Here is a 26893-nt window from a genome sequence, read left to right as displayed (position 1 = left end):
CAAGGGAGTGCAATTCCAAGAGTTTTTTGGCATTGCAACAAAGGCGGGGGCAATCGCGAGGCCACCGCGCAACGAAAGGACGCATCGCCAACCATCGCCGCCGGACTTTCCCCGGCGGCGGCGGCGCGACACACTCATCAGGAAGGCTGAAGCGCCGCGTTGCCAGCGACCACGACCAACGCCCGGCGAATCGGCCCCAGGCGCTGGCGGCTCTCCCTGAAGATGGTCACGTCACCGCGCCAAACTGCGCAGCACCGCGTTCAGGACCCCGCCATTCCGGTAGTAATCAACCTCATCCGCCGTGTCGACGCGCAGGAGCAGGCTGTGCGTTTCCTGCCCGCCGTCCGCGCGGGTCAGGGTCAGGGTCACGTCCTTGCGCGGGCGCAAATCATCTTCGATCCCGGCGACGTCGAAGCGTTCCGACCCATCCAGGCACAGGTCGGCGCGGGTCACGCCATCCTTGAACTGCAAAGGCAGAACGCCCATGCCGACCAGATTGGAGCGATGGATCCGCTCAAAGCTTTCGGCGATGACCGCCTTGACGCCCAGCAGCCGGGTTCCCTTCGCCGCCCAGTCGCGCGACGATCCCGTGCCATACTCCTTGCCCGCGACGATGACCAGCGGCACGCCCTCCTCGGCGTAGCGCATGGCGGCGGCGTAGATCGGCAGCCGCTCGCCCGACGGATAATGGCGGGTCTCGCCGCCCTCGACGCCGGGCAGCAGTTCGTTGCGGATGCGGATGTTGGCGAAGGTCCCGCGCATCATCACCTCATGATTGCCGCGCCGGGCGCCGTAGGAGTTGAAATCCTGCGGGCGGACCTGATGGTCGACCAGATAGGCCCCCGCCGGGCTGGCCGTCTTGATCGACCCCGCCGGGGAGATATGGTCGGTGGTGATCGAATCGCCGAACACCGCCAGCGGGCGGGCGCCCCGCACGTCCGACACCGGATCGGGCGTCGCGGTCAACCCGTCGAAGAAGGGCGGGCGCTTCACATAGGTGGAGCTGTCCTGCCAGCGATAGGTCCGCCCCTGCGCGGTGGCGATGCTTCGCCACGCCTCCGGCCCCTGGAAAACGTTGGAATAGCGGTCGCGGAACATCGCGGCGGTCAGCGACGCGTCAATGACCGCCTGAACCTCCTGGTTGGTCGGCCAGATGTCCTTGAGGTGAACCGGCTGACCGTCCGCGCCGACTCCCAGCGCGTCGCGCGTCAAATCAACCCGCAAATTGCCCGCCAACGCGTAGGCGACGCAGAGCGGCGGCGAGGCGAGGTAGTTGGCGCGGGTCAGCGGGTTGACGCGGCCTTCAAAATTGCGGTTGCCCGAGAGCACGGCGGCGACCACCAGATCGCCCCCCTCCACCGCCGCCGCGACGGCGTCGGGCAACGGGCCGGAGTTGCCGATGCAGGTGGTGCAGCCATAGCCGACGACGTTGAAGCCAAGCTGGTCCAGATAGGGTCGCAGCCCGGCCTTGGCCAGATAATCGCTGACCACCTGCGATCCGGGGGCCAACGAGGTCTTGACCCAGGGCTTTTGCCGCAGCCCTTTTTCCACCGCCTTTTTGGCGACCAGACCGGCGGCGACCAGCACGGCGGGATTCGACGTGTTGGTGCAAGAGGTGATGGCGGCGATGACCACCGCGCCATGCTCCAGACTGTAGTCGCCGCCCGTCACCGGAACCGCCTTGCCCGGCTCGGCGGCCTTGAAGGAGCCGGTCAGTTCGGCGGCGAAGCTGGACGCCGCGTTCGACAGGGCGACGCGGTCCTGCGGGCGCTTTGGACCGGCCAGCGACGGTTCGACCGTCGCCATGTCCAACTCCATCACCTCGGTGAAAACCGGATCGGGGCTGTCGGCGTCGCGCCACATCCCTTGCGCCTTGGCGTAGGCCTCGACCAGCGCCACCCGGTCGGCGTCGCGGCCCGTGAAGGTCAGATAGCGGATGGTCTCGGCGTCGATTGGGAAGATGCCGCAGGTCGCGCCATATTCCGGGGCCATGTTGGCGATGGTCGCCCGGTCGGGCAGGCTGAGGCCGTCAAGGCCCGGCCCGAAAAACTCGACGAATTTGCCGACCACCCCCTTCTTGCGCAGCATCTGGGTGACGGTCAGCACCAGATCGGTGGCGGTGGCGCCCTCTTTCATCCGTCCGGTCAGTTTGAAGCCGACGACCTCGGGAATCAGCATGGAGATCGGCTGGCCCAGCATCGCCGCCTCCGCCTCAATCCCCCCGACGCCCCAGCCCAGCACGGCCAAACCGTTGACCATCGTCGTGTGGCTGTCCGTGCCGACCAGCGTGTCGGGATAGGCGACGCGGCGGCCCGATGCATCATCGTCGGTCCAGACCACTTGGGCCAGATGTTCGATGTTCACCTGATGGCAGATGCCGGTGCCGGGCGGCACGACGCGGAAATTGTCAAACGCCCCCTGGCCCCAGCGCAAAAAGGCGTAGCGCTCCAGATTGCGCTCGAACTCAAGCGCGACATTCTTGGCGAAGGCGTCGGGGTTGGCGAAGTGATCGACCATCACGGAATGGTCGATGACCAGATCGACCGGCACCAGCGGGTTGATGCGGGCCGGATCGCCGCCCAGCGCCGCCATCGCCTCGCGCATCGCCGCCAGATCGCAGACTGCCGGAACGCCGGTGAAATCCTGCATCAGCACGCGGGCCGGGCGGTAGGCGATTTCCCGCTCCGACCGCCGGTCCGCCAGCCATTGCGCCACCGCCGTGACGTCCGCGACGGACACCGTGCGGCCATCCTCGAAACGCAGAAGATTTTCCAGCAGAACTTTCAGCGAAAAGGGCAAGCGCGACAGGTCGCCCAACCCCGCCTCTTCCGCCGCCTTCAGGCTGAAATAATCAAAACTCCGCCCGGCGGCGTCAAGGGAGCGGCGGGTCTTCAGCGTGTCCTGGCCGGTGGCGATGGTCACGGGGCGTCTCCTTGGCGGGGGTGGTCGTCAGCGATGCTCTGATGAGGATGATATGGTTTGCCGCCGCCCGCCGGGGACGCCCGCCGCCCCTAGACTTTCATCATATGGCCGGTTGACCGATGCCGCGCCACCGTGACCAGAAACACCAGCATCGAGGCGATGGTCAGCAGCGCGCCGACCTGCGCCAACACCTCCGTCTTGCCCTGGATCGCCAGGATGATCCCTGGCGTGAACAGAAGGATGGCGACGACCGACAGCCCCAAATGCAGCCGCGCCAGCGGACGGGCCGACGCTTCGGGCACAAGGTGATAGTAGAAACCAAAAATCGCCATCGACACCCAACCCAGCAGGTTGAGATGGGCGTGAGCCGGGGACAGCCCATGATCCTGCGACGCCGCCATCACGACGCCGCCCACCATGCCGATCAGCGCGCACAGCGCCGCGATGAGAAGAAACCAGAAAGCCACGCCACGCATGTTTCAATCGCCTTTCGGAAAACAACGATGCGCAGACAGTTTAGCCTGTGAACATCGCGCCCGAAATCTCAATGGTCTTACACGCTGATTTCACGGTGGACATGCGGCTGCAACCAACCGGAAAGGCATTGGCGACGGCGCCCGTCAACCCGGCTTGATCGCGACATAGCGGCAGAAACGCAGGCCATTCCCCAGCACGGACAGGCGCGACCACCACAAATTAAGTTCCCGCGCCAGCGCGCGCAGAACCGGGCCGGCAGGCGCGCAGTTCTTCAGCGTTTCGCCCAGCTTGCGCACCCGTTCGATGATTTGACGTCGGTGCAGTTGCGTCAAGTCTTCGCTGATGCGCAGATCCAGATTGCGTTGGGTGAGTTCATCGGCCAGACGGGTTCCGGTCCAGGGATAGACCTCCATCGGTTCTTCTTCCCGCCATGTGTTCCAATTGTCCCAGGAACCGGGCGTGCCGTCGATGACGTAATCGAACATCAGGATCCCGCCCTTGGGCTTGACGCAATCGCCGATGCGGTCGAGGAACGCCTCCTTGTCGCGAACCCGGTGAATGACGCGGTCGGCCATCACCAGATCGAAGCTGCCCGCCTGGTTGAAATGCTCCGGGTCATAATGGGTGATCGGGGCCTTTTTCGACACGCCCAACGCCTTGGAACGGTCCATCGCCAGCTTGGCCAGGAGCGGTGACGGCTCCAACCCCGTCACCCAGGTGTCGCAGGTGTTGACCAACGCCCGCGCGGCCCCGCCCAGCCCGGCGGACAGATCCAGCACGCTCTTGGCCGCGTTCAGGCCAAAGGGGCGCACCGAATCGACCACCCATTGCTCATCGCCCGGCCCGGTCAGATCCTCCCCCCACAGCAGTTGCGCGCCCTCGCTGCGGGCGGGCGACCACACCGGCTCGCCGTGGCGGTCAAGCTGCATCAGGGACAAGCGGTCCAATTCCGGATTGCCCGCCTCAGGCGCGGGCGCCTCCGCCGCCGCTTCTGCGCCCGGCGCGGCGGCGGGCAAAGGCGAAGTCGGTCCGGCGACCGGCAAGCCACCAGCCCCGCCCACAGCGTTGACCGGGCGAAGGTTCGGGCGACGGTCGAAAGACGAACGACCCGACGAGCGCGCCGACGGACGCGGAACGCGGGACAGGTCATAGCCTTCCCACCACGCCGCCAGCCGGGTGCGCCAATTCGGATTCTGCCATCGTTCGAGATCGCGCGGAACCAACGTCATCCCCTTCGCACACTCGCCCAATTGAAAGGAATTTTAATCAAATTATCCAACGACATCTTCGCCATCTTTTCTTCTTGTCTCTAGAAGTAAGCGCGCGGATGTTGTCTGTCAAGAAACCAATATTTAACGATTTTCTTTTGGTTGTGATTAATTCTGAGAAAATTTTATCTAGTTTTGTCCTGGCTGACCTGTTGCGGGGCGACGGGCGGCTGCCTATAGTCCGCTCGCAATCAACGGAGGGCTTCGGCGTGCCGCAAGAGACCGGCAATCCCTGGACGGTGCTGACCAGCACGACCAAATACGAAAACGCCTGGATTGAGGTGGTGGAGCACAAGGTGCTGACGCCAAAGGGAAATCCCGGCATCTACGGCGTGGTCCGCCCGCGCGGCGTCGCCACCGGCGTGGTGCCGATCGACGATCAAGGCCGCGTGACGTTGGTTGGCCAGTACCGCTTTCCGTTGGAACAATACAGTTGGGAAATACCGGAAGGCGGCGGAGACAAAAGCGTCGATCCACAGAAATCCGCCGCGCGCGAGTTGCTGGAGGAAACCGGACAGACCGCCCGCCATTGGTTGCCGTTGATGACTCTGCACCTGTCGAACTGCGTCACCGACGAAACCGCCCACACCTTCCTCGCCTGGGGGTTGGAGCAGGGAACCCCCTGCCCCGACGACACCGAGGTTCTGACCGTCCGCCGCGTTCCTTTCGCCGAGGCCGTCGCCATGGCGATGCGAGGCGAGATCACGGATTCCATGGCGGTGGCCAGCCTGTTCAAGGTACAGCTCATGGCGCTGGACGGCTCGTTGCCCGATGAGGTCGCCCGGCTGATCCGCCCCTGACGCCGGGTTCCCCATGCTGTTTGCGACAAGCAACGGCGATCTTGCGGTCGCCATCGATTTTGAAACCGCCAACGAATCCCGCACCAGCGCCTGTTCCATCGGCGTCGCCTGGATCGAGAATGGCCGGGTGACGGCGACCGAAGAGCATCTGATCCGCCCCCGCGAGATGCGCTTCAACCCGTTCAATTCGACCATCCACGGCATCCGGGCCGAGGACGTCGCCGACGCCCCGGAATTTCCCGCCGTGTGGGCGCGTCTGCGGGAGCGGCTGGATGGCCGCTTGATCCTCGCCCACAACGCCGCCTTCGACCTCAGCGTGTTGCGCCACACCTTGACCGATTACGGGCTGGCTTGGCCGGTGTGCCCTTACCTGTGCACCGTGACGCTGGCCCGGCGGGCCTGGCCGACGCTGACGGCGCACAAGCTGAACCATCTGGCCGATTTCCTCGGCATCGCCTTGGACCATCATCGCGCGGGCAGCGACGCCGAAGCCTGCGGGCGGATCGCGCTGGCCGCCACGCAAGAGTTGGGGCTGGACAGGCTGGCGGCGATTCCCAAAGGCGCCGGCATCACCTTTGGCCAGCTCACCGCCAACGGCTACACCGCCTGCAAGGGGGCCAAGGCCCAGCCGCGCCGGACCAAAGTGGCGGCCCAAGGATAAGCGACGCGCTGGCCGCTTGATCGCGATCAAGACGATGGGCGACGAACCTGGATGGAATGGCGATCATGACCACGCCGCTTCTGCTCGCCGCCACGCTTCTGTTTCTCAGCCACGCCGCGCCGTCCTGGCCGGGGGTTCGCCCCGCTTTGATCGCGCGGCTGGGTCGTCCCGGCTTCATCGCCTTGCATTCTCTGGGATCGTTGGCGACCCTGGCCCTGTTCGTTTTCGCCTACCGCGCCGCTGACGGTGGGGAGAGTCTGTTCACCCCGGCGGGTTGGGCGGCGCCGCTGGTCGTCGTCGCCATGCCGCTGGTCTTCCTGCTTCTGGTCGCCCGGATCACCACGCGCTTTGGCGCGCTCGACGCCCCCAACCCGCCGCGCGGGATTTACCGGATCGGCCGCTGTCCGGGCAGTCTGGGGCTGTTGGCGTGGGCGCTGCTGCATCTGAACGCCACCGGCGACGGGCGACGGGTGGTTCTGTTCGTCACCATGGCCGCCATCGCCCTGTTCGCCATCGTCAAAAACGAGATCGTCCTGAGCCGCAGCCCTGGCGGTCGAGCCTTCCGTGCGGCGACCCGTCTTTTGCCGTGGCCTGCGCCAATCGGCGGTTGGCGGGTTGCGCTGGGTGAAATCGGGTGGGCGCGGTTGGTCGGCGGCGCTGCGGCCTATTTAGCCATGCTGACCGCTCATCCCTGGCTGTTCGGCGTCAACCCGCTCTATTGGCTGGGGTGATCGCGGCGTCGCGGCTTCGTCACGCCATGCGAGGCGTGAGGTTTGACACCGATGAACACCGATGAACACAGATAAAAAATGATGATCTTGCGCGCTTCATCGCCTCGGGTCTGATCTCCCCAGGCGATGACAGCCGATCCCTGTTCATCGGTGTTTATCTGTGTTCATCGGTGTCAAAGATTAAAAACGCTCCAGCCCGTCACTCCGCCGACAGGCTGACCGCTTCCATGCCCTTTTCGCCCTGACGAACGGTCATCCGCACGCGCTGGCCATCGTCCAGGCCGCGCAGACCGGCGCGTTCCAGCGCGCGGGCGGGGATGAAGACGTCGCGGCCACCGGCGTCGGGGGTGGCGAAGCCGAATCCCTTGCCGCTGTTGAACCACTTGACCGTGCCGGTCATTTCCGAGGTTGGACCGGCGTCCGCCGACCGACGGGGCGCCGCGCCGCGCGGCCCGGCGTCGCGCCCGCCATCACGACCGCCGTCGCGCCCGCCAAAGCCGCCCGGACGGGGGCCATAATTGCGCTCGCCGCCACGGTCGCCGAAACCGCCGCGATCACCACCGCGATCCCGGAACCCGCCACGATCGCCAAAACCGCCCCGGTCGCCGCCCCGATCACCCATGCGCGGGCGCGACGGCGTCGCGGTGGACAGATCGACGGAGTGCAAGACGCTGACCTGCTGGCCCTTGCGGTCCTCGACCAGATCGACCACCACGGTGGCCCCCTCCGGCAAGGTCGCGTGCCCGGCGGGAACGACGATGGAGGCGGGAATCAGCGCGTCCTTGCCCGCCGGACCAAGCGTGACGAAACCGAACCCACGCTCCGGGTCGAACCACTTGACGGTGGCCGTCACCTGGGTGCCGACGACGTTGGGTTGGCGATACACATGCTGACGGGGCGGTTGCTGACTCATGGGAATACCCGAACTCCGGCGGAACAGAAACAGCGCCCTCAAACCTCGCGGGCGGGCGCAATCATCACACATCGCCCGTTGCGGGCCGCTTGGCAAGCCGCCTTGACGCGAATCGGGGTTTTCCCGCGTCGATTTCTGGAAAGCCGCCCGCTGACCGCCATCCGGCGGCTGCCGCGCAAAGGCGTTTCGGCCATGCGCGTTGCTCATTTCGCGGGCAGAGGCCGGACGTCGTAGAGTGCTGGCCGTTTCAACCATCGGTCCTCTCATCATCATGCTTGCAACGTTGGCCGCGCTCGGCACCGCGCTGTGTTGGGCGACCGGCGGTTTGATCGCCATCGGCCCGGTCCGGGCGCTCGGCTCCATCGCTTTCAACCGGCTGCGCCTGTGCGTCGTGTCTTGCGGGTTGCTGATCGCCACCGCGTCGTTGGGCGGTTGGCAAACGCTGGACGCCAACGCTGTTTTGATGCTGGTCCTGTCCGGCGCCACGGGCATCGTGATGGGGGATCTGGCGCTGTTCTGGTCGCTCAGCCGCCTCGGCCCCCGCCGCAACGTCGTCATCTACGCCGCCAACGCTCCGCTGACCGCGCTGTTGGGTTGGATCGTCCTGGGCGAAGCCTTAGGCCCCTGGACGACGCTGGGCATTGTCCTGGTGACGCTGGGGGTGATGCTGGCGGTCGCCCTGCGCTCCGGCTCCAGCCATTCCTGGGAGGCCGTGCAAGGCAGCCTGCTGGCTGGCGTCTGCGTCTGTCTGATCGGCGCCTGCGGGCAGGCGGTCGGCTCGATCATCGCCAAGCCGGTGATGGCGGCGGGAACAGACCCGGTGGCGGCGGCGGCGGTGCGGGTGACTGCGGCGGCGGCGATGCTGACGGTGATCGGTCTGTTGCCGGGCCAAAGCCTGGGCTTTGGCGGCAAGCTGACGCCGCGCATCGTCCTTTTGGTGGTGGTCAACGGCGTCATCGGCATCGGGCTGGGCATGACGCTGCTGTTGGTCGCCCTGGCGAACGGCAACGCCGGGGTGGTCGCCACCTTGTCCGCGCTCAGCCCCGTTCTGATTTTGCCGATGCTGTGGTTGTGGACCGGCCAGCGTCCTGGCCTGGGGGCTTGGGCCGGCGCCGCCGTCGCCGTCGCCGGGGTCGCGTTGATCGTCAACCGTTGAGGGTCGCGTCGCCTTAAGCGTCGGTCCCCTGCGCCACCGCCGTTTCCAGCCCTCCCGGCACGGCGCCGTGCAGCGCGTGCGAGGCGCGGTTGACCGCCTCGCGCACCTGCTCCTTCAGCGCCAGCGCGTCGGGCCGCTCCTGCTCGCAGGCGTGCTGAAGCGCACGGGCCAGCCGCGACAGCTCGACCAAGCCCAGATTGCCCGCCAGAGACACCATGGCGTGCGCGTCGAACCCGGCGTCCTTCAGACGTTCGGCTTCCAGAATGCGGTCGATGCGCAAGGCCAATTCGCTCATCGTGCCGATGATGAAACGGGGCATCGCTTCCGGCCCCAGCGTCTCCGCCAGCGTGTCGAGCTTGGCCCGGTTCAGCACCGGATCGGCGGGCGTCTCCACCCCGGCCAGCACGGCGGCTTGAGCTTCCGGCTCCGCGCCCAGCCAGCGGTCAACGGCGCTCAGCAGAGTGTCCCGATCGATCGGCTTGGTCACGTGATCGTTCATGCCCGCGTCCAGGCAGCGCTGCAACTGGTCGGCCAGCGCGTTGGCGGTCAGGGCGATGATCGGGATGCCGCCCCGCTGGCCCGGCATCCGACGGATTTCGGCGGTCGCCTGCAACCCGTCCATGCGCGGCATTTGCATGTCCATCAGAACCAAATCGAACGCGCCCGCGCGCAACGCTTCGACGGCGGCCAAACCGTCTTCCGCCACCTCAACGCTATGCCCGGCCTTGCAGAGAATGGACGAGGTGACGATCTGGTTCATCGGCACGTCTTCGGCCAACAAAATCCGCCCTATGCGGGCTTGACCGCTGGCGACCGGCTGTTCGGCGACCGCGCGGATCTCGGCGGCGATGGGGAGAGGAATTTCAAACCAAAAGGTGCTGCCCACGCCGGGGCTGCTCTGGAATCCGATGCGCCCGCCCATCAACTCCGACAATTGTTTGGAGATAATCAACCCCAACCCGGTCCCGCCATAGCGGCGGGTGGTGGAACGGTCGCCTTGGCTGAAACGCTGAAACAGATTGGGCTGTTCGGCCAACGGGATGCCGGCGCCGGTGTCGCTGACGGAAAAACGCATCAAAGGGGCCGCGTCCCCCTCGACCAAGGTCTCTTCCCCCGACAACCGCCCGATGGACAGCAGAACCGACCCTTGTTCGGTGAATTTGACCGCGTTGCCGACCAGATTCAGCAGGATTTGGCGGATGCGCGCCTCGTCGCCGCGCACGAAGCGCGGCACCGACGCGCCCAGCGCCAATTGCAGCAGAAGCCCCTTTTGCGACGCGGCGTTGCTCATCAGATCCCGGCAATCCCGCATCAGCCGGTGCAGGTCAAAGGGACGCTCGTCAAGCTCCAGCTTGCCCGCCTCAATCTTGGAGTAATCCAGGATGTCGCCAATGATCGCCAACAGCCCGCGCCCAGCCTCGCGCTGAAGCGCGACATACTGGCGTTGCTCCGGCGTGAGATCGGTGCCGAGCAGGAGATCGGCAAAGCCGATCACACCATTCAACGGCGTGCGGATCTCGTGGCTCATCGCCGCGAGAAATTCGGATTTGACCCGATTCGCCGATTCCGCTTCGGACCGGGCGTCGTGGAGTTGCGCCTCGTACCGCTTGCGTTCGGTCACATCGCGAATGGCGGCGACCACGTTGATGCTGCCGTCATCGTTGCGGGCCGGGCGCATGCTCGACTCCACCCACAAATAGCGACCGTCCTTATGGAGAAGCCGGTGGGTGATGGTGAGGGCGGACGCCCCGGCCTGCATCCCGGAAAAAGCGCTGACGGCGTGTTGCTGGTCATCCGGGTGCACAAACGCGACTGGAAGCCGGTTGACAAGCTCGTCCGGGTCATACCCCAAAATCTCGCGCGCCGACGGCGACACATAGGCGACCGTGCGATCCGCCCGCATGACCAGAATCAGATCGGTCACATTGTCGGCCAACAGGCGATAACGCGCCTCGCTCTCCGCCACATGCAGTTCGGCGTCGCGCTGGCGCTGCTCGCGCAGCAGCAGACCACCCAGAAACAGCGTGCCGATTGGAATGATGATTTGCAGCGGCAGCCCGGTCTTGGTCAACACGTCCAGCGCCAACTCCCAACTGGGCAGCAGAACCAGCGAGCTGAGCGTCACCACACTCAGCAAAAAGCCGAACACCAGCAGATCCAGCGCCTGCATCGGCGTCGCCCGACGCTGGATCCAGCGGGCGAAGCCAACGCCGACCAGCAGGGACAGCGTGACGTTCATCACCCCGGCGGGCATGCCGACGCCGCCCAACCACACCCGATAGCCGCCGCCGACCAGCGCCGCCAGCAGACCGGCGATCGGCCCGCCAAACAAGGTGGTCAACCCAACCAGCGGAGAACGCGCGTCGATGAAAATGCCGGGTTGGACGTTGATCGGATGAACCATCGTGAAAATGATGGTCAACCCCATGAACAGGCCGAACACACACTGACGGATGCGACGACCCCAACCGTCGGATCGGCGGATGATGAAGGTGTAGGCGAGAACGACGAAAGCGCTTGCCGCAATGTTCTCGGCAAGGTCATAGGCCACTGATGAGAAATTGCCCAGCATTGATCCGCTGCTCGCCCGTCCGCCGCGCCGTCCGTCCCACGCCATGATGACGCAGTGCGGCAGGGCCGTCTTTCTTTATACCACGCGGCGCGGTCGGTGAACCGGGAAAGCTGTGGAAAACCCTGTGGCGGTGGAATGGCAGAGCGGCGTCACCCCTCGGCGTCCGGCTGATTTTCCGGGGCCGCCGCAAGGAAGGCGGGCAGCGCGCGACAGGCCGCGTCAATCCGCGACAGGGTCGGGAAACCGTCGAGCGGGCAGTCCATCCGCCGGGCGTTGTAGAGCTGCGGAACCAACAGAATGTCCGCCAGCCCCGGCGCCTCGCCATGGCAAAAGCGCCCCGTGCGCGGATCTCCCGCCAGCTTGGCCTCCAACGCGCCAAGGCCGACGGCGATCCAATGGCGGTACCAGCCATCAACCTCCGCCTGGGAATGGCCCATGGCCGATTTCAAATGCTTCAACACCCGCAGATTGTCGAGCGGGTGGATGTCGCAGGCAACCGCCAGCGCCAGCGCCCGCACCCGCGCCCGGCCCAACGGGTCGGTGGGCAACAGCGGCGGCGTCGGGTGGATTTCGTCGAGATATTCGATGATCGCCAGCGATTGGGTCAGCGTCTGACCGTCCACCTCCAGCGCCGGAACCAGCTTTTCCGGGTTCAACGCGGCGAAGGGCGGCTGCGTCTGCTCGCCAAGGCGCAGATGGACGAAGGCCATCTCCGGCTGCAAGCCCTTGAGGTTCAAGGCGATGCGCACCCGGTAGGCGGCGGAGGAACGGAAATAGCTGTGAAGCTTCACGGGGCGGAGTTCCTGGATGGAGAGGTGGTTGCGGCGCTTGCCCCCTCCCCATCCCTCCCCCGCTTGTCAGCGGGAGAGGGGGCAGGACGCTTGTCAGCCGACGATTTTACGTCAAGCGGTCACGCCTGCAACGCCGCCCACATGTCGCGGTCGCGCTCGGCGGTCCAGACGCGCGGGTCGCGGACGCCGCCGGACTCGTCATAGGCGCGCGACACGTCGAACGGCAGGCAATGCTCGAAGATCACCCATTGGCCAAAACGCGGCTCCAACGCGCTGCGCGTCTGGGCGAAGGCGTCGCCCAGCGAGGCCCCCGCCGCCCGCGCCGCCGCCACCGACCCATACATGGCGGTCAGGAACGCCTTGGTCTCCTCAATCGCCTGGGCGCACAGCTCCGGCGTGGTCAGCGCGTCGCCCCGGCCCGGCACCAGCTTTTCCGGCTTCAGCGCCGACAGGGCGTCGAGCGTCGCCGGCCATTCCTGCAAATAGGCGTCGCCGGTGTAGGGGGTGGCGCCGAACTCCACCAGATCGCCGGAAAACAGAACCTTGCTGTCGGGCAGCCACGCCACCGTGTCGCCCTTGGTGTGGCCGCGCCCAAGCTGCATGATCTCGACCCGCGTCTTGCCCAGCCACAGGGTCATGTGCTTTTCAAAGACGATGGTCGGCCAGGTCAGGCCGGGGATCGAATCGGCGCCCTGGAACAGGCGGGGGAAGCGGCCAAGCTCCGATTCATAATCCTGCTGGCCGCGCTCGACGATCAAATCATAGGTGTCGCGGCTGGCGATGATGTGCTCGGCCTTGTAGCCCGACGCGCCCAGCACGCGCACGGCGTGGTAATGGGTCAGCAACACGTATTTGATCGGCTTGTCGGTGACGGCGCGGACCTTGGCGATCACGTCCTCCGCCATCAGCGGCGTGGCCTGGGCGTCGATCACCATCACGCCGTCGTCGCCGACGATGATGCCGGTGTTGGGATCGCCCTCGGCGGTGTAGGCGTAGGCACCGGGCGCCAGTTCGGCGAAGGTGACGGTCTTCGGTTCAAGATCGCCGGTGGAGGCGAAGGCTTTGGTCGGCGCGGTGCTGGACATGGATTCCCGTCCTCTGTTTTCTGAAAAAGATCAAAGGCCCAGATAGGCTTGGCGCACCCGCTCGTTGCTCAGCAGCGCCGGGCCGGTGTCGCTCAGCACGATCTCGCCGGTTTCGATGACATAGCCACGGTCGGCGATGGACAGGGCGGCGTGGGCGTTCTGCTCGACCAGCAGGATGGTGACGCCCTCGCGCTTGAGCCGCTGCACCGCCTCGAAAATCTCGGCCACCAGCAGCGGGGCGAGGCCCATGCTGGGTTCGTCGAGCAGCAGCAGGCGCGGTTTGGCCATCAGCGCGCGGCCCAGGGCGACGATCTGCTGCTGGCCGCCCGACAGGGTGCCCGCCGGTTGGTCGCGCTTGACCCGCAGCATCGGGAACATCTCGTAAAGACGCTCCAGATCGGCGTCGGGATCGCCGCTGCCCCGGCGGAAGGCGCCGAGCCGCAGATTGTCTTCGACCGATTGCGGGCCGAAAAGCTGGCGACCTTCGGGCACCTGGATCACCCCCTCGGCGACGCGGCGCACCGCCTTCATCCGGGTGATGTCGAGGCCGTCGAATGTGACGACGCCGCTCGACGCCGGATGGACGCCCGACAGGGTGCGCAACAGCGTCGTCTTGCCCGCGCCGTTGGCGCCGACCAACGCCACCAGTTCGCCCTCGCGCACCGTCAGGCTGGCCGATTTCAGGGCGTGGATGCGCCCGTAATGGCTGTTCAGACCGTCAATTTCCAGAAGCATGGATCCGGTTCCTTACGGGGCCGCGCCGAGATAGGCGGCGATGACGTCGGGGTTCGCCGCCACCTCCGCCGGGGTTCCTTCGGCCAGCTTGCGCCCGTGATTCAGCGCGGTGATGTGATCGGAAATCCCCATCACCATCTTCATGTCGTGTTCGACCAGGATGATGGTGACGCCGTTGGCGGCGACCTTCTTGATAACCGCGTCGATCTCGCGGCTTTCGGTGGCGTTCAGCCCCGCCGCCGGTTCGTCGAGCAGCAGCATTTTCGGTTCCGACGCCAGCGCGCGGGCGATTTCCAGCCGTTTCAACGCGCCATAGGGCATGGAATCGGCGTCGGCCCCGACGTAGCGCGACAAACCGACGTCGGCCATCAGTTGCGCCGCCCGGTCGCGGGCTTCGGAATCCTTGCGGACCAGCGAGGGGAAGCGGAACAGCGCGGGCAGCAGCCGGGTGTCCAGATGCAGATGCCGCCCGACCATGACGTTTTCCAGCGCCGTCATGTTGAAGAAGATCTGCAAATTCTGGAAGGTGCGCGACATGCCGCGCGCCGCCAGCTTGTAGGGCGCCTGCCCCGACACGTCGGCCCCGTCGAACAGCACCCGCCCGCCCGAGGGCTTGTAGACGCCGGTGACGAGGTTGAAGAGCGTCGTCTTGCCCGCCCCGTTCGGCCCGATGATCGAATGGATGTCCCCCGCCGCCACGGTGAAGCTGAGATCGCCGATGGCGAGCACGCCGCCAAATTCGCGGCTGAGATTGTCCACCCGCAGCAGGGGCGGCCCCGCGCGCCGGGCGGCGGGCGCGGCGTCGGAAGACGGATCTTGCGCTGTCAGCATGTTCATGCCCGCCTCCGCGACGGGAGAAATCCGGCCAGGGTGGGAAGCAGCCCCTTCGGCATGAAGACCATGGTCGCCATCAGGATCGCGCCCAGCACGATCTGCTGATAGTCCTGGAACACGGTCAGCGCCTGCGGCAGCAGGGTCAGCACGACCGCGCCGACCACCGCCCCGAAGGTGGAGGCCATGCCGCCGAACACCACCATCGTGACCAGTTCGATGGATTTGAAGAAATCGGCCTTGGCCGGAGTGATGAGTCCGGCGTAATGGGCGAACAGGCTGCCCGCCACGCTGGCGAACACCGCCGACAGCACGAAGACCATGACCTTGAAGCGCGCGGTGTCGACGCCGACCACCTCCGCCGCCACCTCCGACCCGTGGACCGCGCGCAGCGCCCGGCCCATCGGGCTGTCGATCAGGTTCAAGGACAGCCAGACCACGACGAACAGCAGAACGCCGACGACCCAGTACCAAATCTTTTCGCCATACAGCTCGACGCCGAAGATCTTGAACGGTTCGACCATCATGCCGTCGGGACCGCCGGTCAGGCCGCTTTCGGTGCGCAGCACGATGGAGACGATGATGCCGATGCCCAGCGTCGCCATCGCCAGATAATGGCCCTTCAACCGCAAGATCGGCTTGGCCACGGCGAAGGCGAGGACGCCGACGAAGACCGCCCCAGCCAGCAGAGCGGCGATGGGCGGCCAGCCATAGACGCCGACCAACACGCCCGAGGCGTAGGCGCCGATCCCGAAGAAACCGGCGTGGCCCAAACTGATTTGCCCGGCGTAGCCGATCAGCAAATTCAGGCCGACGCAGACCACCGCGTTGAACCCGGAGAGGATCGCCACGTCCAGATAGAAATTGTTGGTCAGAAAGACCGGCAGGACGGCGATGATCGCGCCCAGAACGGCCAGGCCGGTCAAACGGCCATGGAGAATGCGGTTCATCCGATCAATCCCCTTACACCCGCTCGGCGCCGCGTTTGCCGAACAGCCCGTTCGGCATGAAAAGCAGGACGGCCAGGATGATGACGAAGGCGACCGCGTCCTTGTAAGCGGACGAGATGTAGCCCGCGCCCAACGCCTCGGCGACGCCGACGATCAAGCCCCCGGCGACGGCCCCCGGCCCATGGCCCAAGCCCCCCAGAACGGCGGCGGTGAAACCCTTCAGCCCCAGCATGATGCCCATCTCGGTGTAGGAGAAGGTGATGGGCGCGACCACAGCCCCGCCGACCGCCCCCAAGGCCGCCGACAGCGCGAAGGAGGCCAGCACCACCCGCTTCACGTCGATGCCGACCAGTTGCGCGGCCAGCCGGTTGTGCGAGGTGGCCAGCATCGCCTTGCCGGTCAGCGTCCTGTTGAAGAACAGGCCGATGGCGACGATCAGCACGCCCGCGCAGCCGACCACCCACAGCGATTGCGGTTGCATCGACGCGCCGAGGAACTGGATCGGCGTTTCGCCGGAAAAGGCGTCGAGCCGCTTGAAATCCTTGCCCCAGACCAGCTCCGCCAAGCCGCGCAGGAAGATCGACGCGCCGATGGTGATGATGATGAGGGTGACGGTGGAGGCGTTGCGCGCCCGTTCCACCGCGAATTTCGCCACGGCCACGCCGACCAGCATCGCCCCGCCGCAGCCGATCAGGATCGCCAGCGGCAGCGGAACGCCCGACGCGGTCAAGGTGGCCGACGCCATGCCGCCGATCATGATAAACTCGCCCTGGGCGAAGTTGATGACGTGGCTGGCGTTGTAGATGATCGAGAAACCAAGACCGGCGAGCGCGTAAATCGCGCCGATGGTCAGCCCCGACAGCATGTATTGCAGCAGTTCCGCGAACATTCTCGTTCTTCCGCATCTCTTTTCCCTCTCCCGCTCCGGGAGAGGGAAGGGGCCCATGCGCAGCATGGGAAGGGTGAGGGGCTATCGGGTAAGATTGGACTCCATGTTCCGGCAGCCCCTCACCCTCCCCGCCTTCGGCGGGTCCCCTCCCTCTCCCGGGGCGGGAGAGGGAGCCGTTGCGCCCCTGGCTCTACTTCACCAGCGCCCAATCGCCTTGCTTGACCTCCACCATGTGGAAGGCGTCGAGCGACAGGCCCATATGGTCCTTGGCGCTCATCGTCACCGTGCCGCCGGTGCCGACATAGCCTTTGGTCTGTTCGATGGCGTCGCGCAGCTTGGCCTTGTCCGTGCCGCCCGCCCGCTTCACGGCGTCCAACGCGATCATCAACCCGTCATAGGCGTGACCGGCGAAGGTCGAAACCTCCGAGCTGAAGGCCTCTTCGTAGACTTTGGTGAACTCGACGACGACTTTCTTCTGCGGATCGCTGTCGGGGAGTTGCGAGGCCACCACCAGACCCGCCGCCGGAAGCCGCACGCCCTCCGCCGCGCCGCCCGCCAAGCGGATGTATTCCTTCGACGCCACGCCGTGCGACTGGTAGAGCGGCAGGGTCACGCCAAGCTGGCGGTAATTCTTTGTCACCACCGCTGGCCCCTGCCCCAGCCCGAACACCAGAACGGCCTGCGCCGCCGCGTTGTTGCGGATCTTGGTGAGCTGCGCCGTCACGTCGGTGTCCTTGGCGCCATAGGTTTCGTCGGCCACCAGCTCAACGCCGCGCTCTTTGGCGACGATCAGCGTCTGCTCCCGGCCCGATTTGCCGAAGCCGGAGTCTTCCGACAGCAACGCCAGCTTGGTCAGCCCACGCTTTTTCAGATCGTCCATCACCTTTTCCGCCGCCATGCGGTCGGTGTGCGGAGTCTTGAACACCCATTTCTTCACCGGCTCGACGATCACCACCGCCCCGGCCAGCGAGATGAAGGGAATCTCGCCACGCTCGACCAGCGGGGCCGCCGCCATGGTCGCCGCCGTCGTCGTGCCGCCGACGATGACGTCCACCTTGTCGCTTTCAATCAAGCGCTTGGTGAAGGACGCCGCCTTGTCCGCCGCCCCGCCATCGTCATAAACGGTGAGCTGAATCGGACGCCCGGCGACGCCGCCCGCCTGGTTCACGCGGTCGGCGTAGAGTTCCAGCACCTTCTTTTCCGGGTCGCCCAGGAACGAGGCCGGGCCGGTCGCCGAGATGATCGCCCCAACCTTGATCGGGTCGGCGGCGGACGCCGTTCCCACCACAGCGCCGGTGGCCACAGCGCCCAGAGTGAGACCGACCACAGCGGCCATGGTGGAGAGCAAGCGGATACGCATGGTGTCCTCCCTTTTGGATGCGCCCCCGTTTTCGCGCCGGGGGACGATTTGCCAACCATAATGTTTCAAACGAAATGATTTCGGAAGAAAAAATTTTCCCCTAATGATAAAGTGGTTTTTCTGGATGTTGCGCGCGCAGACCGTGGGGCAGACTGTTCCGATCCCGTTCGCCCTCATTGCTTACGCTTCGTTATATGACACACTTTCTTTTATCATCATGACCGTAGTGTATCATATTAATGATTGTCAAACGGAAAGTCCGGCGCCGCGACTATCCGGCGCCGCCACGCCCCTCCGGGCGGCCCGCCGCCCTTGGCGCTGGCCCTGGATGGGGCAGGTTGCGTATACAGAAGCCTCGTTCCGCCCCGACAGAAGGACACCTCGTCCGCATGGCCCGCCCGCGCCGTCCCGAAGACCTTGCCGCCCAACTGCTCGACGCGGTGGCCCCCCGCGCCAAGTCGCTCATCATCACCGTTTATGGCGACGCCGTGCTGCCCCATGGCGGATCGGCGTGGCTGGGCGGGCTGATCGACCTGATGGCGCATTTCGGCATGAGCGAGCGGATCGTCCGCACCTCCGTCTTCCGGCTGTGCAAGGATGATTGGCTGGACAACACCCAGATCGGGCGGCGCAGCTTCTACCGTGTTACCGACAGCGGGACGGAGCGATTCGCCGCCGCCGAACGGCGCATCTACGCGCCGCTGGCCAGCGCGTGGGATCGCGGCTGGGACATTCTGATGGTGCCGCCCAACGCGCTGGACGCCGAGGCCCGCGATTCGCTGAAGCGCGAGCTGCTGTGGCAGGGCTTCGGCGCGGCCTCCCCCACCGTCTACGCCCACCCCAATTGCGACGAGGCGGCGATGCACCGGCTGCTGGCCGGGCTGGGGGTGGCCGACAAAATCGTCCACATGAAGGCGACGTTGGACCGGGCGGGCGGCTTTGGCGCGCTGCGCGATCTGGTGCGCGGCTGCTGGGACGTGGATCAATTGGAACGCGATTACGCCGCCTTTCTGGATCGCTTCCGTCCGGTCTGGACGGCGTTGGACGCCATGGACACGCCCGAACCCCGGCTGTGCTTCGTCCTGCGCACGCTGATGATCCATGATTTTCGCCGGATTCTGCTGCGCGATCCGATGCTGCCGCAGGATTTGCTGCCGTCGGATTGGCCGGGCCAGGAATCGCGGATGCTGACGCGCAACCTCTACCGCCGCCTGTCCGCGCCGTCGGAAGCCTATCTGATGTCGGCCCTGACCACCGCCAACGGCCCGTTGCCCGAGGCCCAACCCAGCTTCTTCAGCCGATTCGGCGGGTTGACGCCGGTGGATCAGGACAGCGTCGCCGTCGCCTGAACCGACGCCCCCGCCCCAGACGGAACAGCCGCGCGCGCCCGGCGCGGCGCTTGCTCCTGCCCCCGCCCCGCCCATCTTTTTGATACAGTTCGCACCTGCAAAATCTGTTCGTTGGCGCGAATTGATATAGATCAATTTTCATAATCATCGATAAAATCCTTTAGATTCAATTGGTTGATCCGAGTTTTCGTCCGAGCTTAATATGATACAAAAAATGTTGATTGAACTGAAAATATGCGTCATAAAATCCCCACAAGGCGCCGATGGTCAAACGCGAGCGCCCCCATGAATTCCAGGAGGACACGCCCCCATGGCCAAGGACTACAGCCCCATCGCCAACACGATGGAATTTCCCCCGGCCACCCCGCAGCCCAACGTCTACCCGCTGTCGTGGGAATCCCAGACGAAGAAGCTGGAAGAGGTCTACGCCGCCGCCCAGCGTGAAAACTGGGATCCGCTCAAGCTGTGCTGGGACACCTTCGACGTCACCCGCTACACATGGGAAGAGCGCGAGGCCATCGCCTATTGGTGGACGATCCTGTCGGTGTTCGACGCCTCGGCCCCGCCGGTCTTCGCCCACGCCCTCATCAAGACCTATGAGGTTCACGAAGAGGATCCCGTCCGCCGCTGCTTCTTCTCCGTCACCCGCGACGAGCAGAACCACGAGCAGATGTGCGGTCTGGCCATCACCAAGCTGTTGGAAGCCTCCAGCCCGTTGACCTACGAGCCGAAGACCGACATCGGTCGCCGCCTGCAAAAGAACGCCCATTGGCTCTACTACAACGGCGGGCGCTATTGGGACGGCTACAAGAAGGCCGTGCCGAAATACTCGCTGGCCGTGCTGTTCAGCTCCTTCCTGATGGGCGAAATCGCGGCGGCCACCATCTTCCACCAGATGGCGGCGGGCTGCGCCGAGCCGGTCTTCAAGGAAGCCTTCCGCAACATCGGTCGCGACGAAGGCCGCCACATGGCGATCTGCATGTCGGTGATGGAGCGCGACTATCCCAAGCTGGCGCCGGAGGATCGTTCGGTCATCACCAAGCAGATCCGCGCGGGCTATCTGTTCCTGTCCGCCGTGCTGTTCGAGCCGCCGCCCCAGTTCTGGGATCTGCCCGACGACTTCATCGCCAACCAGCGTGAGGGCGAGGAGATCGCCCGCAAGGCCGGCTTCCACATCCCGACCTATGAAGCCAAGAAGGACAATTGGCGCAACGCCATGCTGAACCTCAAGGGCGTGCTCGACCGCTACAGCATCCCCTTCCCGGCGATCCCCGAGGTGGACATCACCGGCGAAGAAGTCCGCGACATCGACATGGACGAAATCATCCCCGTCTTCTGATTCGCCCGTCTTGTAATTTTCTCGTGTCGCTCTCCCCTCTCCCAGAGGGAGCTACAGCATTCACACATCTTTTTCTTGCTGCAACTAATTGAAATAAAACGGACTTTCCGTCATCCCCGCGCAGGCGGGGATCCAGAGTTTGCCAGACGAACCCTATAGGTAAGTCTGGATTCCCGCCTTCGCGGGAATGACGGAGAAAAGTTCTTTTTCTTCCAATGAGTTGCCTAAACCGAAGATGTGTGAATGCCGTAGCCCGCCTGCGGGAGAGGGCTTCTTTCCCTCACCCACACCCAAAGGACCTTGCCGGTGAGCCGCATTCGCCTTCATCCCTCGGGCCGCACGGTGGAGTGCCGCGACGGCGAAACCGTTCTGTCGGCGCTTGAGCAGGCGGGCTACGCCCTGCCCAACAATTGCCGCGCCGGAGCCTGCGGCGAATGCAAGGTCAAGGTGGTCAGCGGCCAGTTCGACCAGGGCATGGTGCTGGACATGGCGCTGTCCCAGGCCGAACGGAAAGACGGCTATGGCCTGATGTGCATGGCCAAGCCGATTTCCGAAGAGTTGGTCATCGAGTTCGGCACCGCCGACGCCAAGCCCAAGCTGTTTCCGCCGCGTGAAAACGCGTTGTTCGTCGTCACCGACCGCATCGCCCGCACGCCGCGCATCGTCGAATTGCGCCTGCGTCCGCTGGGTCAGCCGCTGCGCTATTGGCCGGGGCAATATGTGATGCTGGGCGACGCGGCGGCGGGCGCGCCGCCGCGCTGCTACTCCATCGCCAACGCCCCACGCCCGGACGGCGAAATCGTCTTGCAAATCACGCGAGTGGACGGCGGTCCGACCAGCGGCTGGGCGCATGACCGCTTGACCGTCGGCGATCAGGTCCGCTTGTCCGGCCCTTACGGAACCTTCATCGGCGATCCGTCGGTGGACAGCCCGGTTCTGTGCATGGCCGCCGGGTCGGGGCTGGCGCCGATTTTGGCGCTGACCGACGCGGCGCTGCGCCGGGGCTACCGTCCGCCGGTGACGCTGCTGTTCTCCGCCGCGACCAAGCTGGACGTCTATGAACAGGGGTTGCTGGCCTATTGGCAGGCGAAACATCGCAATTTCAAGGTTCTGGTGACGCTGACCCGCGAGGCGCCGGAACAGGGCCTAACCGGCAGAATCCCGACCATCCTGCCCGGCCTGTTCCCCGATTTGTCGAACCACGTCCTCTTCGTCGCGGGCAGCCCGCCCTTCGTCAGCGATTGCGTCGCCGCCGCCAAGGCGCTGGGGGCCAAGGACGATCAAATCCACAGCGAAGGCTACGTCTCCCAACAACTCCCCGAAGCGCCGCCGCCGGACCGGTTGATGGCGAACGCCCTGGCGTAATTCCACCAAAAGACAGCCGCCCACGCCAAACGCCCCGATGAGTCACTCTCATCGGGGCGTTTGGCGTGGGCGGCTGCCCTCAATCAGCGCGACCGCGTTGCTTTCTGCGCATTCGCTTATGGAAACAATGTGTCCGCAAGAATTACCTAAGATTTCCCCTTGCGCCTCTCAAGGGCGCCACCGAAAGATTCTTCAAAACCGAAGATTCGCCACTCATGCGGGAAATTTCATACGCGCGCCGAAAGAGGCGTCTTCGGCCAACGTCTTTGCCACAATCAGTATTTGCAATTTTTCCACTTTCTCTCCCCTTACAACCCTCCAATCACCTGGAAATAATCACGATCTATTTCTATCGAGAGAAAACAATTATTCTACAATAACAACCATGATAAATTTTTGAAAATTCTCTCGTTTCTTGAATTTAACAAAAATTGCGGAAATAAATTTTTATGAAAATCGATAATTCCAACAAACTTAGTCACGCAGCACGCCCCGTGGTAACTTTTTGTTAATATGATTGGCGCAATTTTTTGTACGTCCGAACAAAAATAGAAAACAAACAAACCGATCATTCCACTATTGAACTTTCAGAAAACACATACGTCTGCACACGGTCAACGCGGCGATTTTCTGCGTTTGTTGAACAAACAACGATGCTGAAAAGGGAGGTTTGTCGTGGGAACGTTTGAGAGCAATCCTGGCGCTTTCTATTCCATGTCTGATCTCATTCGATCCGATGATGACTCCATTTTGTCTTTGTGGATGGAGCCGGATGGAAAGTATCAAACACGTGATTTTCGGCTGAATGATCTGACCGACACCGTCGTGTCCATCCTTTCCGCCGATTTCCATCGGATCCCAACCGAGGATTTCCCGCATTTGTATTATGGTTGGGGCCGCTGCCGCGTCGGCTCCACCGCCATCGCCAATTTGTTTGGCGAAGCTGGCGTCCCGTCTTACTACCAGCCGGTCAAGTCAGCCATGCGCAACAGCCTGACCGGCGACCCGCAATCCCACTGGACGCCGCCCTTCGCCCACGACACCCCCCACATCTTCAGCAAGGAAGTGGCCGGCCCCTATCTGATGGCCGAATGCCTCTACATCCCTCTGCAAATTCTGATCGAGGCGGGTTATCCGCCCGACCGCCTGCATCTCATCATGCTGGATCGCGATCCGGTTCTGTCGCTCGCCTCCTGGCTCAACAAATGGTCCGACCGAATGCCGCGCGAACGGCTGGTGCGGCATTTCGTTCTGGCGTCCCTCAACGCGGTCCGCGTCGAAGGCTACGCCAAGCGTCATGGCGTGGCGACCACCCACTATGTCCACGAAGCCAGCCGCGATCCGGTGCGCGCCGCCGCCGCCCTGTTCCACCATCTGGGGCTGTCCGATTGTTTCTCGGCCAAGTCCGTCACCGACTGGGGCGAGGTCGAGACGTTCGACAGCGACAAATCCAGCGTGATCTTCGTCAAGGAACCCGACGTCTATTTTGTCCCCGGCCTTCACAGCGCCGGGTCGGGCTATCGCTACATCGACCGCGACCGGGGAAGCGTCACCGACGCCGATCTCGATCTTCTGACCCACATGGGCGTTCCGCAGCTTTACGAAGCCTGCGCGGTCGCCTGCATGGGGGAGCTTCACCTGTCCCTTGACCTGTCCGAAACGGTTCTTGGCCGACGCATGACCTTCTCCCCCGAAACAGTCGCGCCGGAAGCCCTTTACGAAACGCCCCCCACCGAACGGCTCATCCTGGTTTCCTGAAGACCAACGGTCGCCACCCCGCAGCGGCGTCCGGTTGCCTCCGTCCGCGACCGAACGCCCGACAACGATGACTGAAGCACGAGGGCGCCATGCTGAAACGACTTCGCATTTCCCACCGACTGATGCTGTTCATCCCGGTGCTGTTGATCGCCCTGATGGTGGTCATCGGCTTTGGCCTGAGCGTCCTGAAGGACAGCCTTCTGGAGGACCGCAAGGAGCAACTGCGCCAGACCGTCGGCGTCGTGCGCGGCATGGTGCAGGGCTGGCAGGACAAGGAAGCGGCCGGCCAGATGACCCGCGAACAGGCCCAGCAAGCGGCCCGCGACCAGATCCGCCCGCTGCGCTTTGGCGCCGGAGACTATTTTTTCGCCACGCGCTACGACGGCGTGACCATGGTTCATGTCAACACCGCCTTTGAAGGCAAGAACCGCATGGATTTCAAAACGGCTGACGGCGTGCCCACGGTTCGTTTGCAGATCGAGGCGGCTCAGCGGGGCGGCGATTTCTTCCGCTACCGCTTCCCCCGTTCCGGCCAGACCGATCCGGTGGAAAAGATCGCCTACGCGGCGGAGTTCAAACCTTGGCAATGGTCGATCGGCACCGGCCTGTATCTCGACGACGTCGACGCCATCTACAACCGCATTCTGAAAATCTACCTTGGCATCTCGGCCATCGTCGTTCTGGTCGGCAGCGCCTTGGCCTACGCGCTGGCCCACAGCATCAGCCGCCCGGTGGCGATGATGGCCGACCGCATGGGCCGCTTGGCCGACGGCGATCTGACCGTCGAGATTCCCCATCTCGATGACCGCCACGAAATCGGCGTGCTGGCTCGCGCGTTGGAGATCTTCAAGCAGAACCGCCAGCGGGCCGACGACCTGATCGCCTCGCAAGCCGCCGAGCAGACGGCCAAGCAACGGCGGCAGGAGTCCATCGAACGCTCGCTCGACGAATTTCGCGGTCAAATCGGTCAGATCGTCGCGGCGGTGGTCGCGGCGGCCCAGCAGGTCCGCTCCAACGCGGGCGGCCTGTCGGCGATGGCCCAGCAAAGCCGGGGCATGATCGACGCGGTGAACCACGCCGCCAACGAGACCTCCGGCAACGTCGAAACCATCGCCAGCGCCGCCGAAGAGCTGTCGGCGGCGGTCAGCGAGGTCAACCAACAGGTCGCCAACTCCACCGAAGTCAGCGAGCGCGCGGTCAACGAGGCCGAACGGACCAACGCCACCATGCAGGGGCTGGCCAGCGCCGCCCAGCGGATCGAGGCCATCGTCAAGGTCATTCAGGACATCGCCACCCAGACCAACCTTCTGGCGCTGAACGCCACCATCGAGGCGGCGCGCGCCGGAGAAGCGGGCCGGGGATTCGCCATCGTGGCGAACGAAGTGAAGGCGCTGGCCAGCCAGACGACCCAGGCGACCGTGGAAATTCAATCCTTCGTCGGCGAGATCCAGGGCGAGACGGACCGCGCTGTGGCGGCCATCTCCACCATCGGCGGCATCGTCGCCAACATGCGGAACATCTCCATCGGCATCGCCTCAGCGATGGAGCAGCAGGGGGCGACGTCTCAGGAAATCGCGCGCAGCATCGGGCGCGCCGCCGACGGTGCCCGCGACGTCTCGACCCACATCAACGGCGTGGCCGGGGCGGCGGAATCCACCAGCCGGGCCGCCGGGGATCTGCATGGAGCCTCCGACGCTTTGCAACATGAGGCGGCAGAACTGAACAGCAAAGTCACCAGCTTTTTCGAGCGACTGCGCGCGATCTGAGCGGCCACACCCGCCCTGCCCCCTCTGACCGGAAAGCCAACCGATGAGCGACCGCTCCGACCGCGACCGATCCAACCACAACCGTTCAGCCGACCCCATCGCCCCGGCCCCGCCGCCCAAACGCGACGTCCATTTCTCCGTCGCGATGCATCTCCGCATCCTGTTGCGGCTGGATCGGACCTTCAGCGTCAAACAGGCGGTGCGGGCCGCCGTGACGCCGGGCGCGCGCGTGCTCGACGCCGGATGCGGCACGGGCATCCTGTCCCTTTTGGCCTTGGAAGCCGGGGCTGGAGACGTGGTGGCGGTGGATCGCGATCACGTCGATCTGGCCCGCGATCTGGCCCGCGTCAACGGCTGCGCCGACCGCATCCGCTTTCTGGAAGCCGATCTGAGGGAACTCACGCCCTCCGATCTGTCCGGGCGTTTCGACGTGCTGCTCGCCTTCATCTACACCAACCACATCATCGTTGATGAAACGCGCTCAACCGCCGTCTGCGATCTGCGCCACCGTTTCGGCACGCCCGCTTGCGTGACCGTGCCCAATCGGGTCCGCTACCGCGCCATTCCCTGCGATTGGCCGCCGGTTGACGCCTATTCCGAACTCGCCGATCTGCGGCGCTCCGTCGGCGATCTGGAAAACCGCTACGCGCTCAATCTCGGGCCGCTGCTCGACGCGATGACGACGGAGATTTGCTACAACCGCTCCCGCCCGGTGACGTTCGGCGATTACGACTGGTCGCCCGGCTCCACCAACGGCGGCTACCGCCACCAGCGCGGCGGCGGGCGTTTCTTGGGCGATCCAACCCTGGTGACGGAGATCCGTTATGATGGGGGCGAACGCTTCACCGGCTTGCCCAGTCGCACGACGCTGGCCGTTGAATCCGCTGGAACCTTGAACGCGGTGATGTGGGTTCAAGAATTGTGGTTCAACGATTTCCTAATCTGGTCCACCGAGGTGTTCAGCCCGTTGGCGCACGCCATCCCGGTTCGCGGCGGCGACCGCGTGACCGTTCTGTTGGACGACGGGTGGCGCGCGACAAACGCCCTGTCGGTGGCTGATCCACGCTGAGTTGAAATGCCAAAAAGCCGCTGATCCATGTTCTGGATCAACGGCTTGGTGTTTGGTTGCGGGGGCAGGATTTGAACCTGCGGCCTTCAGGTTATGAGCCTGACGA

Annotated in this window: 22 protein-coding genes; 10 read left to right on the top strand and 12 right to left on the bottom strand. The window is 64.7% G+C overall.

Annotation, left to right across the window (positions count from 1 at the left end):
* Positions 1-231: 231 nt before the first annotated feature.
* From acnA to ACODS4_RS08690, 3 genes are all read right to left on the bottom strand, one after another.
* Positions 232-2922 (bottom strand): aconitate hydratase AcnA, encoded by a 2691-nt coding sequence (gene acnA / locus ACODS4_RS08700; protein ID WP_488862709.1) that lies wholly within the window; start codon positions 2920-2922, stop codon positions 232-234.
* Between the two features lie 89 nt (positions 2923-3011).
* Positions 3012-3398 (bottom strand): hypothetical protein, encoded by a 387-nt coding sequence (locus ACODS4_RS08695; RefSeq protein WP_488862707.1) that lies wholly within the window; start codon positions 3396-3398, stop codon positions 3012-3014.
* A 144-nt stretch (positions 3399-3542) separates the two neighbouring features.
* Positions 3543-4628 carry a class I SAM-dependent methyltransferase gene (locus ACODS4_RS08690; RefSeq protein WP_488862705.1) on the bottom strand — a complete coding sequence of 362 codons (1086 nt, stop codon included), beginning with the start codon at positions 4626-4628 and terminating at the stop codon, positions 3543-3545.
* 248 nt (positions 4629-4876) lie between these two features.
* On the opposite strand from ACODS4_RS08690, the gene ACODS4_RS08685 reads away from it, so the two are divergent.
* The 3 genes from ACODS4_RS08685 to ACODS4_RS08675 all read left to right on the top strand — a co-directional run bounded on the left by ACODS4_RS08685 (position 4877) and on the right by ACODS4_RS08675 (position 6859).
* The gene (locus ACODS4_RS08685) at positions 4877-5467 is read left to right on the top strand and encodes an NUDIX domain-containing protein (RefSeq protein WP_488862703.1); all 591 of its coding nucleotides are present in this window, start codon (positions 4877-4879) and stop codon (positions 5465-5467) included.
* 13 nt (positions 5468-5480) lie between these two features.
* Positions 5481-6128, top strand: coding sequence for a 3'-5' exonuclease (locus tag ACODS4_RS08680; RefSeq protein ID WP_488862701.1), 648 nt, complete (start codon positions 5481-5483; stop codon positions 6126-6128).
* A 65-nt stretch (positions 6129-6193) separates the two neighbouring features.
* Positions 6194-6859: an NnrU family protein gene (locus ACODS4_RS08675; protein ID WP_488862699.1), complete on the top strand. Its 666-nt coding sequence runs from the start codon at positions 6194-6196 to the stop codon at positions 6857-6859.
* Between the two features lie 199 nt (positions 6860-7058).
* Here ACODS4_RS08675 and ACODS4_RS08670 read toward each other — a convergent pair whose 3' ends face one another.
* Positions 7059-7772, bottom strand: coding sequence for a cold-shock protein (locus tag ACODS4_RS08670; protein WP_488862697.1), 714 nt, complete (start codon positions 7770-7772; stop codon positions 7059-7061).
* 235 nt (positions 7773-8007) lie between these two features.
* On the opposite strand from ACODS4_RS08670, the gene ACODS4_RS08665 reads away from it, so the two are divergent.
* Entirely contained in the window at positions 8008-8928 is a 921-nt protein-coding gene (locus ACODS4_RS08665; protein ID WP_488862695.1) for a DMT family transporter, read from the top strand.
* Between the two features lie 13 nt (positions 8929-8941).
* On the opposite strand, the gene ACODS4_RS08660 is transcribed toward ACODS4_RS08665, so the two are convergent.
* From ACODS4_RS08660 to ACODS4_RS08625, 8 genes are all read right to left on the bottom strand, one after another.
* Positions 8942-11500: an ATP-binding protein gene (locus tag ACODS4_RS08660; RefSeq protein ID WP_488862693.1), complete on the bottom strand. Its 2559-nt coding sequence runs from the start codon at positions 11498-11500 to the stop codon at positions 8942-8944.
* A gap of 149 nt (positions 11501-11649) precedes the next feature.
* Positions 11650-12291 (bottom strand): maleylacetoacetate isomerase, encoded by a 642-nt coding sequence (gene maiA, locus ACODS4_RS08655; RefSeq protein WP_488862691.1) that lies wholly within the window; start codon positions 12289-12291, stop codon positions 11650-11652.
* 119 nt (positions 12292-12410) lie between these two features.
* Complete coding sequence (locus tag ACODS4_RS08650) at positions 12411-13376, bottom strand: MBL fold metallo-hydrolase (RefSeq protein ID WP_488862689.1); 966 nt, start codon at positions 13374-13376, stop codon at positions 12411-12413.
* 30 nt (positions 13377-13406) lie between these two features.
* On the bottom strand, positions 13407-14111 hold the full coding sequence (locus ACODS4_RS08645; RefSeq protein WP_488862688.1) for an ABC transporter ATP-binding protein: 705 nt from the start codon (positions 14109-14111) through the stop codon (positions 13407-13409).
* Positions 14112-14123: 12 nt separating this feature from the next.
* A complete protein-coding gene (locus tag ACODS4_RS08640; RefSeq protein ID WP_488862686.1) occupies positions 14124-14948 on the bottom strand; it encodes an ABC transporter ATP-binding protein in 825 nt (274 codons plus the stop codon).
* A complete protein-coding gene (locus ACODS4_RS08635; RefSeq protein WP_488862684.1) occupies positions 14945-15892 on the bottom strand; it encodes a branched-chain amino acid ABC transporter permease in 948 nt (315 codons plus the stop codon). The genes ACODS4_RS08640 and ACODS4_RS08635 overlap by 4 nt, the downstream gene beginning before the upstream one ends.
* 13 nt (positions 15893-15905) lie before the next feature.
* Complete coding sequence (locus ACODS4_RS08630; protein WP_488862682.1) at positions 15906-16781, bottom strand: branched-chain amino acid ABC transporter permease; 876 nt, start codon at positions 16779-16781, stop codon at positions 15906-15908.
* A 190-nt stretch (positions 16782-16971) separates the two neighbouring features.
* The gene (locus ACODS4_RS08625) at positions 16972-18141 is read right to left on the bottom strand and encodes an ABC transporter substrate-binding protein (RefSeq protein ID WP_488862680.1); all 1170 of its coding nucleotides are present in this window, start codon (positions 18139-18141) and stop codon (positions 16972-16974) included.
* A gap of 389 nt (positions 18142-18530) precedes the next feature.
* Between ACODS4_RS08625 and paaX the strand changes: the two genes are divergently transcribed.
* The 6 genes from paaX (at position 18531) to ACODS4_RS08595 (ending at position 26787) form a co-directional block, all read left to right on the top strand.
* Complete coding sequence (gene paaX, locus ACODS4_RS08620) at positions 18531-19490, top strand: phenylacetic acid degradation operon negative regulatory protein PaaX (RefSeq protein WP_488862678.1); 960 nt, start codon at positions 18531-18533, stop codon at positions 19488-19490.
* Positions 19491-19800: 310 nt separating this feature from the next.
* Entirely contained in the window at positions 19801-20829 is a 1029-nt protein-coding gene (locus tag ACODS4_RS08615) for a hypothetical protein (RefSeq protein ID WP_488862676.1), read from the top strand.
* A gap of 306 nt (positions 20830-21135) precedes the next feature.
* Positions 21136-22194 (top strand): 2Fe-2S iron-sulfur cluster-binding protein, encoded by a 1059-nt coding sequence (locus ACODS4_RS08610; protein WP_488862674.1) that lies wholly within the window; start codon positions 21136-21138, stop codon positions 22192-22194.
* 714 nt (positions 22195-22908) lie between these two features.
* A complete protein-coding gene (locus tag ACODS4_RS08605) occupies positions 22909-23952 on the top strand; it encodes a sulfotransferase family protein (RefSeq protein WP_488862672.1) in 1044 nt (347 codons plus the stop codon).
* Positions 23953-24041: 89 nt separating this feature from the next.
* Positions 24042-25718 carry a methyl-accepting chemotaxis protein gene (locus ACODS4_RS08600; RefSeq protein WP_488862670.1) on the top strand — a complete coding sequence of 559 codons (1677 nt, stop codon included), beginning with the start codon at positions 24042-24044 and terminating at the stop codon, positions 25716-25718.
* A 43-nt stretch (positions 25719-25761) separates the two neighbouring features.
* Positions 25762-26787: a 50S ribosomal protein L11 methyltransferase gene (locus ACODS4_RS08595; protein WP_488862668.1), complete on the top strand. Its 1026-nt coding sequence runs from the start codon at positions 25762-25764 to the stop codon at positions 26785-26787.
* The last annotated feature ends 106 nt before the right edge of the window (positions 26788-26893 follow it).

Source organism: Azospirillum sp. FG154 (genome assembly GCF_057809575.1).
The sequence above is the reverse complement of the archived record's forward strand: the minus strand, read 5'-3'. Positions and strand labels throughout refer to the sequence as shown.

Excerpts from the sequence above, each read along its gene's own strand:
- ACODS4_RS08670 (WP_488862697.1), bottom strand. The coding sequence starts at position 7,772 with ATGAGTCAGCAACCGCCCCGTCAGCATGTGTATCGCCAACCCAACGTC.
- ACODS4_RS08630 (WP_488862682.1), bottom strand. The coding sequence starts at position 16,781 with ATGTTCGCGGAACTGCTGCAATACATGCTGTCGGGGCTGACCATCGGC.
- ACODS4_RS08640 (WP_488862686.1), bottom strand. The coding sequence starts at position 14,948 with ATGAACATGCTGACAGCGCAAGATCCGTCTTCCGACGCCGCGCCCGCC.
- ACODS4_RS08625 (WP_488862680.1), bottom strand. The coding sequence starts at position 18,141 with ATGCGTATCCGCTTGCTCTCCACCATGGCCGCTGTGGTCGGTCTCACT.
- ACODS4_RS08675 (WP_488862699.1), top strand. The coding sequence starts at position 6,194 with ATGACCACGCCGCTTCTGCTCGCCGCCACGCTTCTGTTTCTCAGCCAC.
- ACODS4_RS08605 (WP_488862672.1), top strand. The coding sequence starts at position 22,909 with ATGTCTGATCTCATTCGATCCGATGATGACTCCATTTTGTCTTTGTGG.
- ACODS4_RS08600 (WP_488862670.1), top strand. The coding sequence starts at position 24,042 with ATGCTGAAACGACTTCGCATTTCCCACCGACTGATGCTGTTCATCCCG.
- ACODS4_RS08595 (WP_488862668.1), top strand. The coding sequence starts at position 25,762 with ATGAGCGACCGCTCCGACCGCGACCGATCCAACCACAACCGTTCAGCC.
- ACODS4_RS08615 (WP_488862676.1), top strand. The coding sequence starts at position 19,801 with ATGGCCAAGGACTACAGCCCCATCGCCAACACGATGGAATTTCCCCCG.
- ACODS4_RS08645 (WP_488862688.1), bottom strand. The coding sequence starts at position 14,111 with ATGCTTCTGGAAATTGACGGTCTGAACAGCCATTACGGGCGCATCCAC.
- ACODS4_RS08695 (WP_488862707.1), bottom strand. The coding sequence starts at position 3,398 with ATGCGTGGCGTGGCTTTCTGGTTTCTTCTCATCGCGGCGCTGTGCGCG.
- ACODS4_RS08650 (WP_488862689.1), bottom strand. The coding sequence starts at position 13,376 with ATGTCCAGCACCGCGCCGACCAAAGCCTTCGCCTCCACCGGCGATCTT.
- ACODS4_RS08660 (WP_488862693.1), bottom strand. The coding sequence starts at position 11,500 with ATGCTGGGCAATTTCTCATCAGTGGCCTATGACCTTGCCGAGAACATT.
- ACODS4_RS08635 (WP_488862684.1), bottom strand. The coding sequence starts at position 15,892 with ATGAACCGCATTCTCCATGGCCGTTTGACCGGCCTGGCCGTTCTGGGC.
- paaX (WP_488862678.1), top strand. The coding sequence starts at position 18,531 with ATGGCCCGCCCGCGCCGTCCCGAAGACCTTGCCGCCCAACTGCTCGAC.
- ACODS4_RS08680 (WP_488862701.1), top strand. The coding sequence starts at position 5,481 with ATGCTGTTTGCGACAAGCAACGGCGATCTTGCGGTCGCCATCGATTTT.
- ACODS4_RS08690 (WP_488862705.1), bottom strand. The coding sequence starts at position 4,628 with ATGACGTTGGTTCCGCGCGATCTCGAACGATGGCAGAATCCGAATTGG.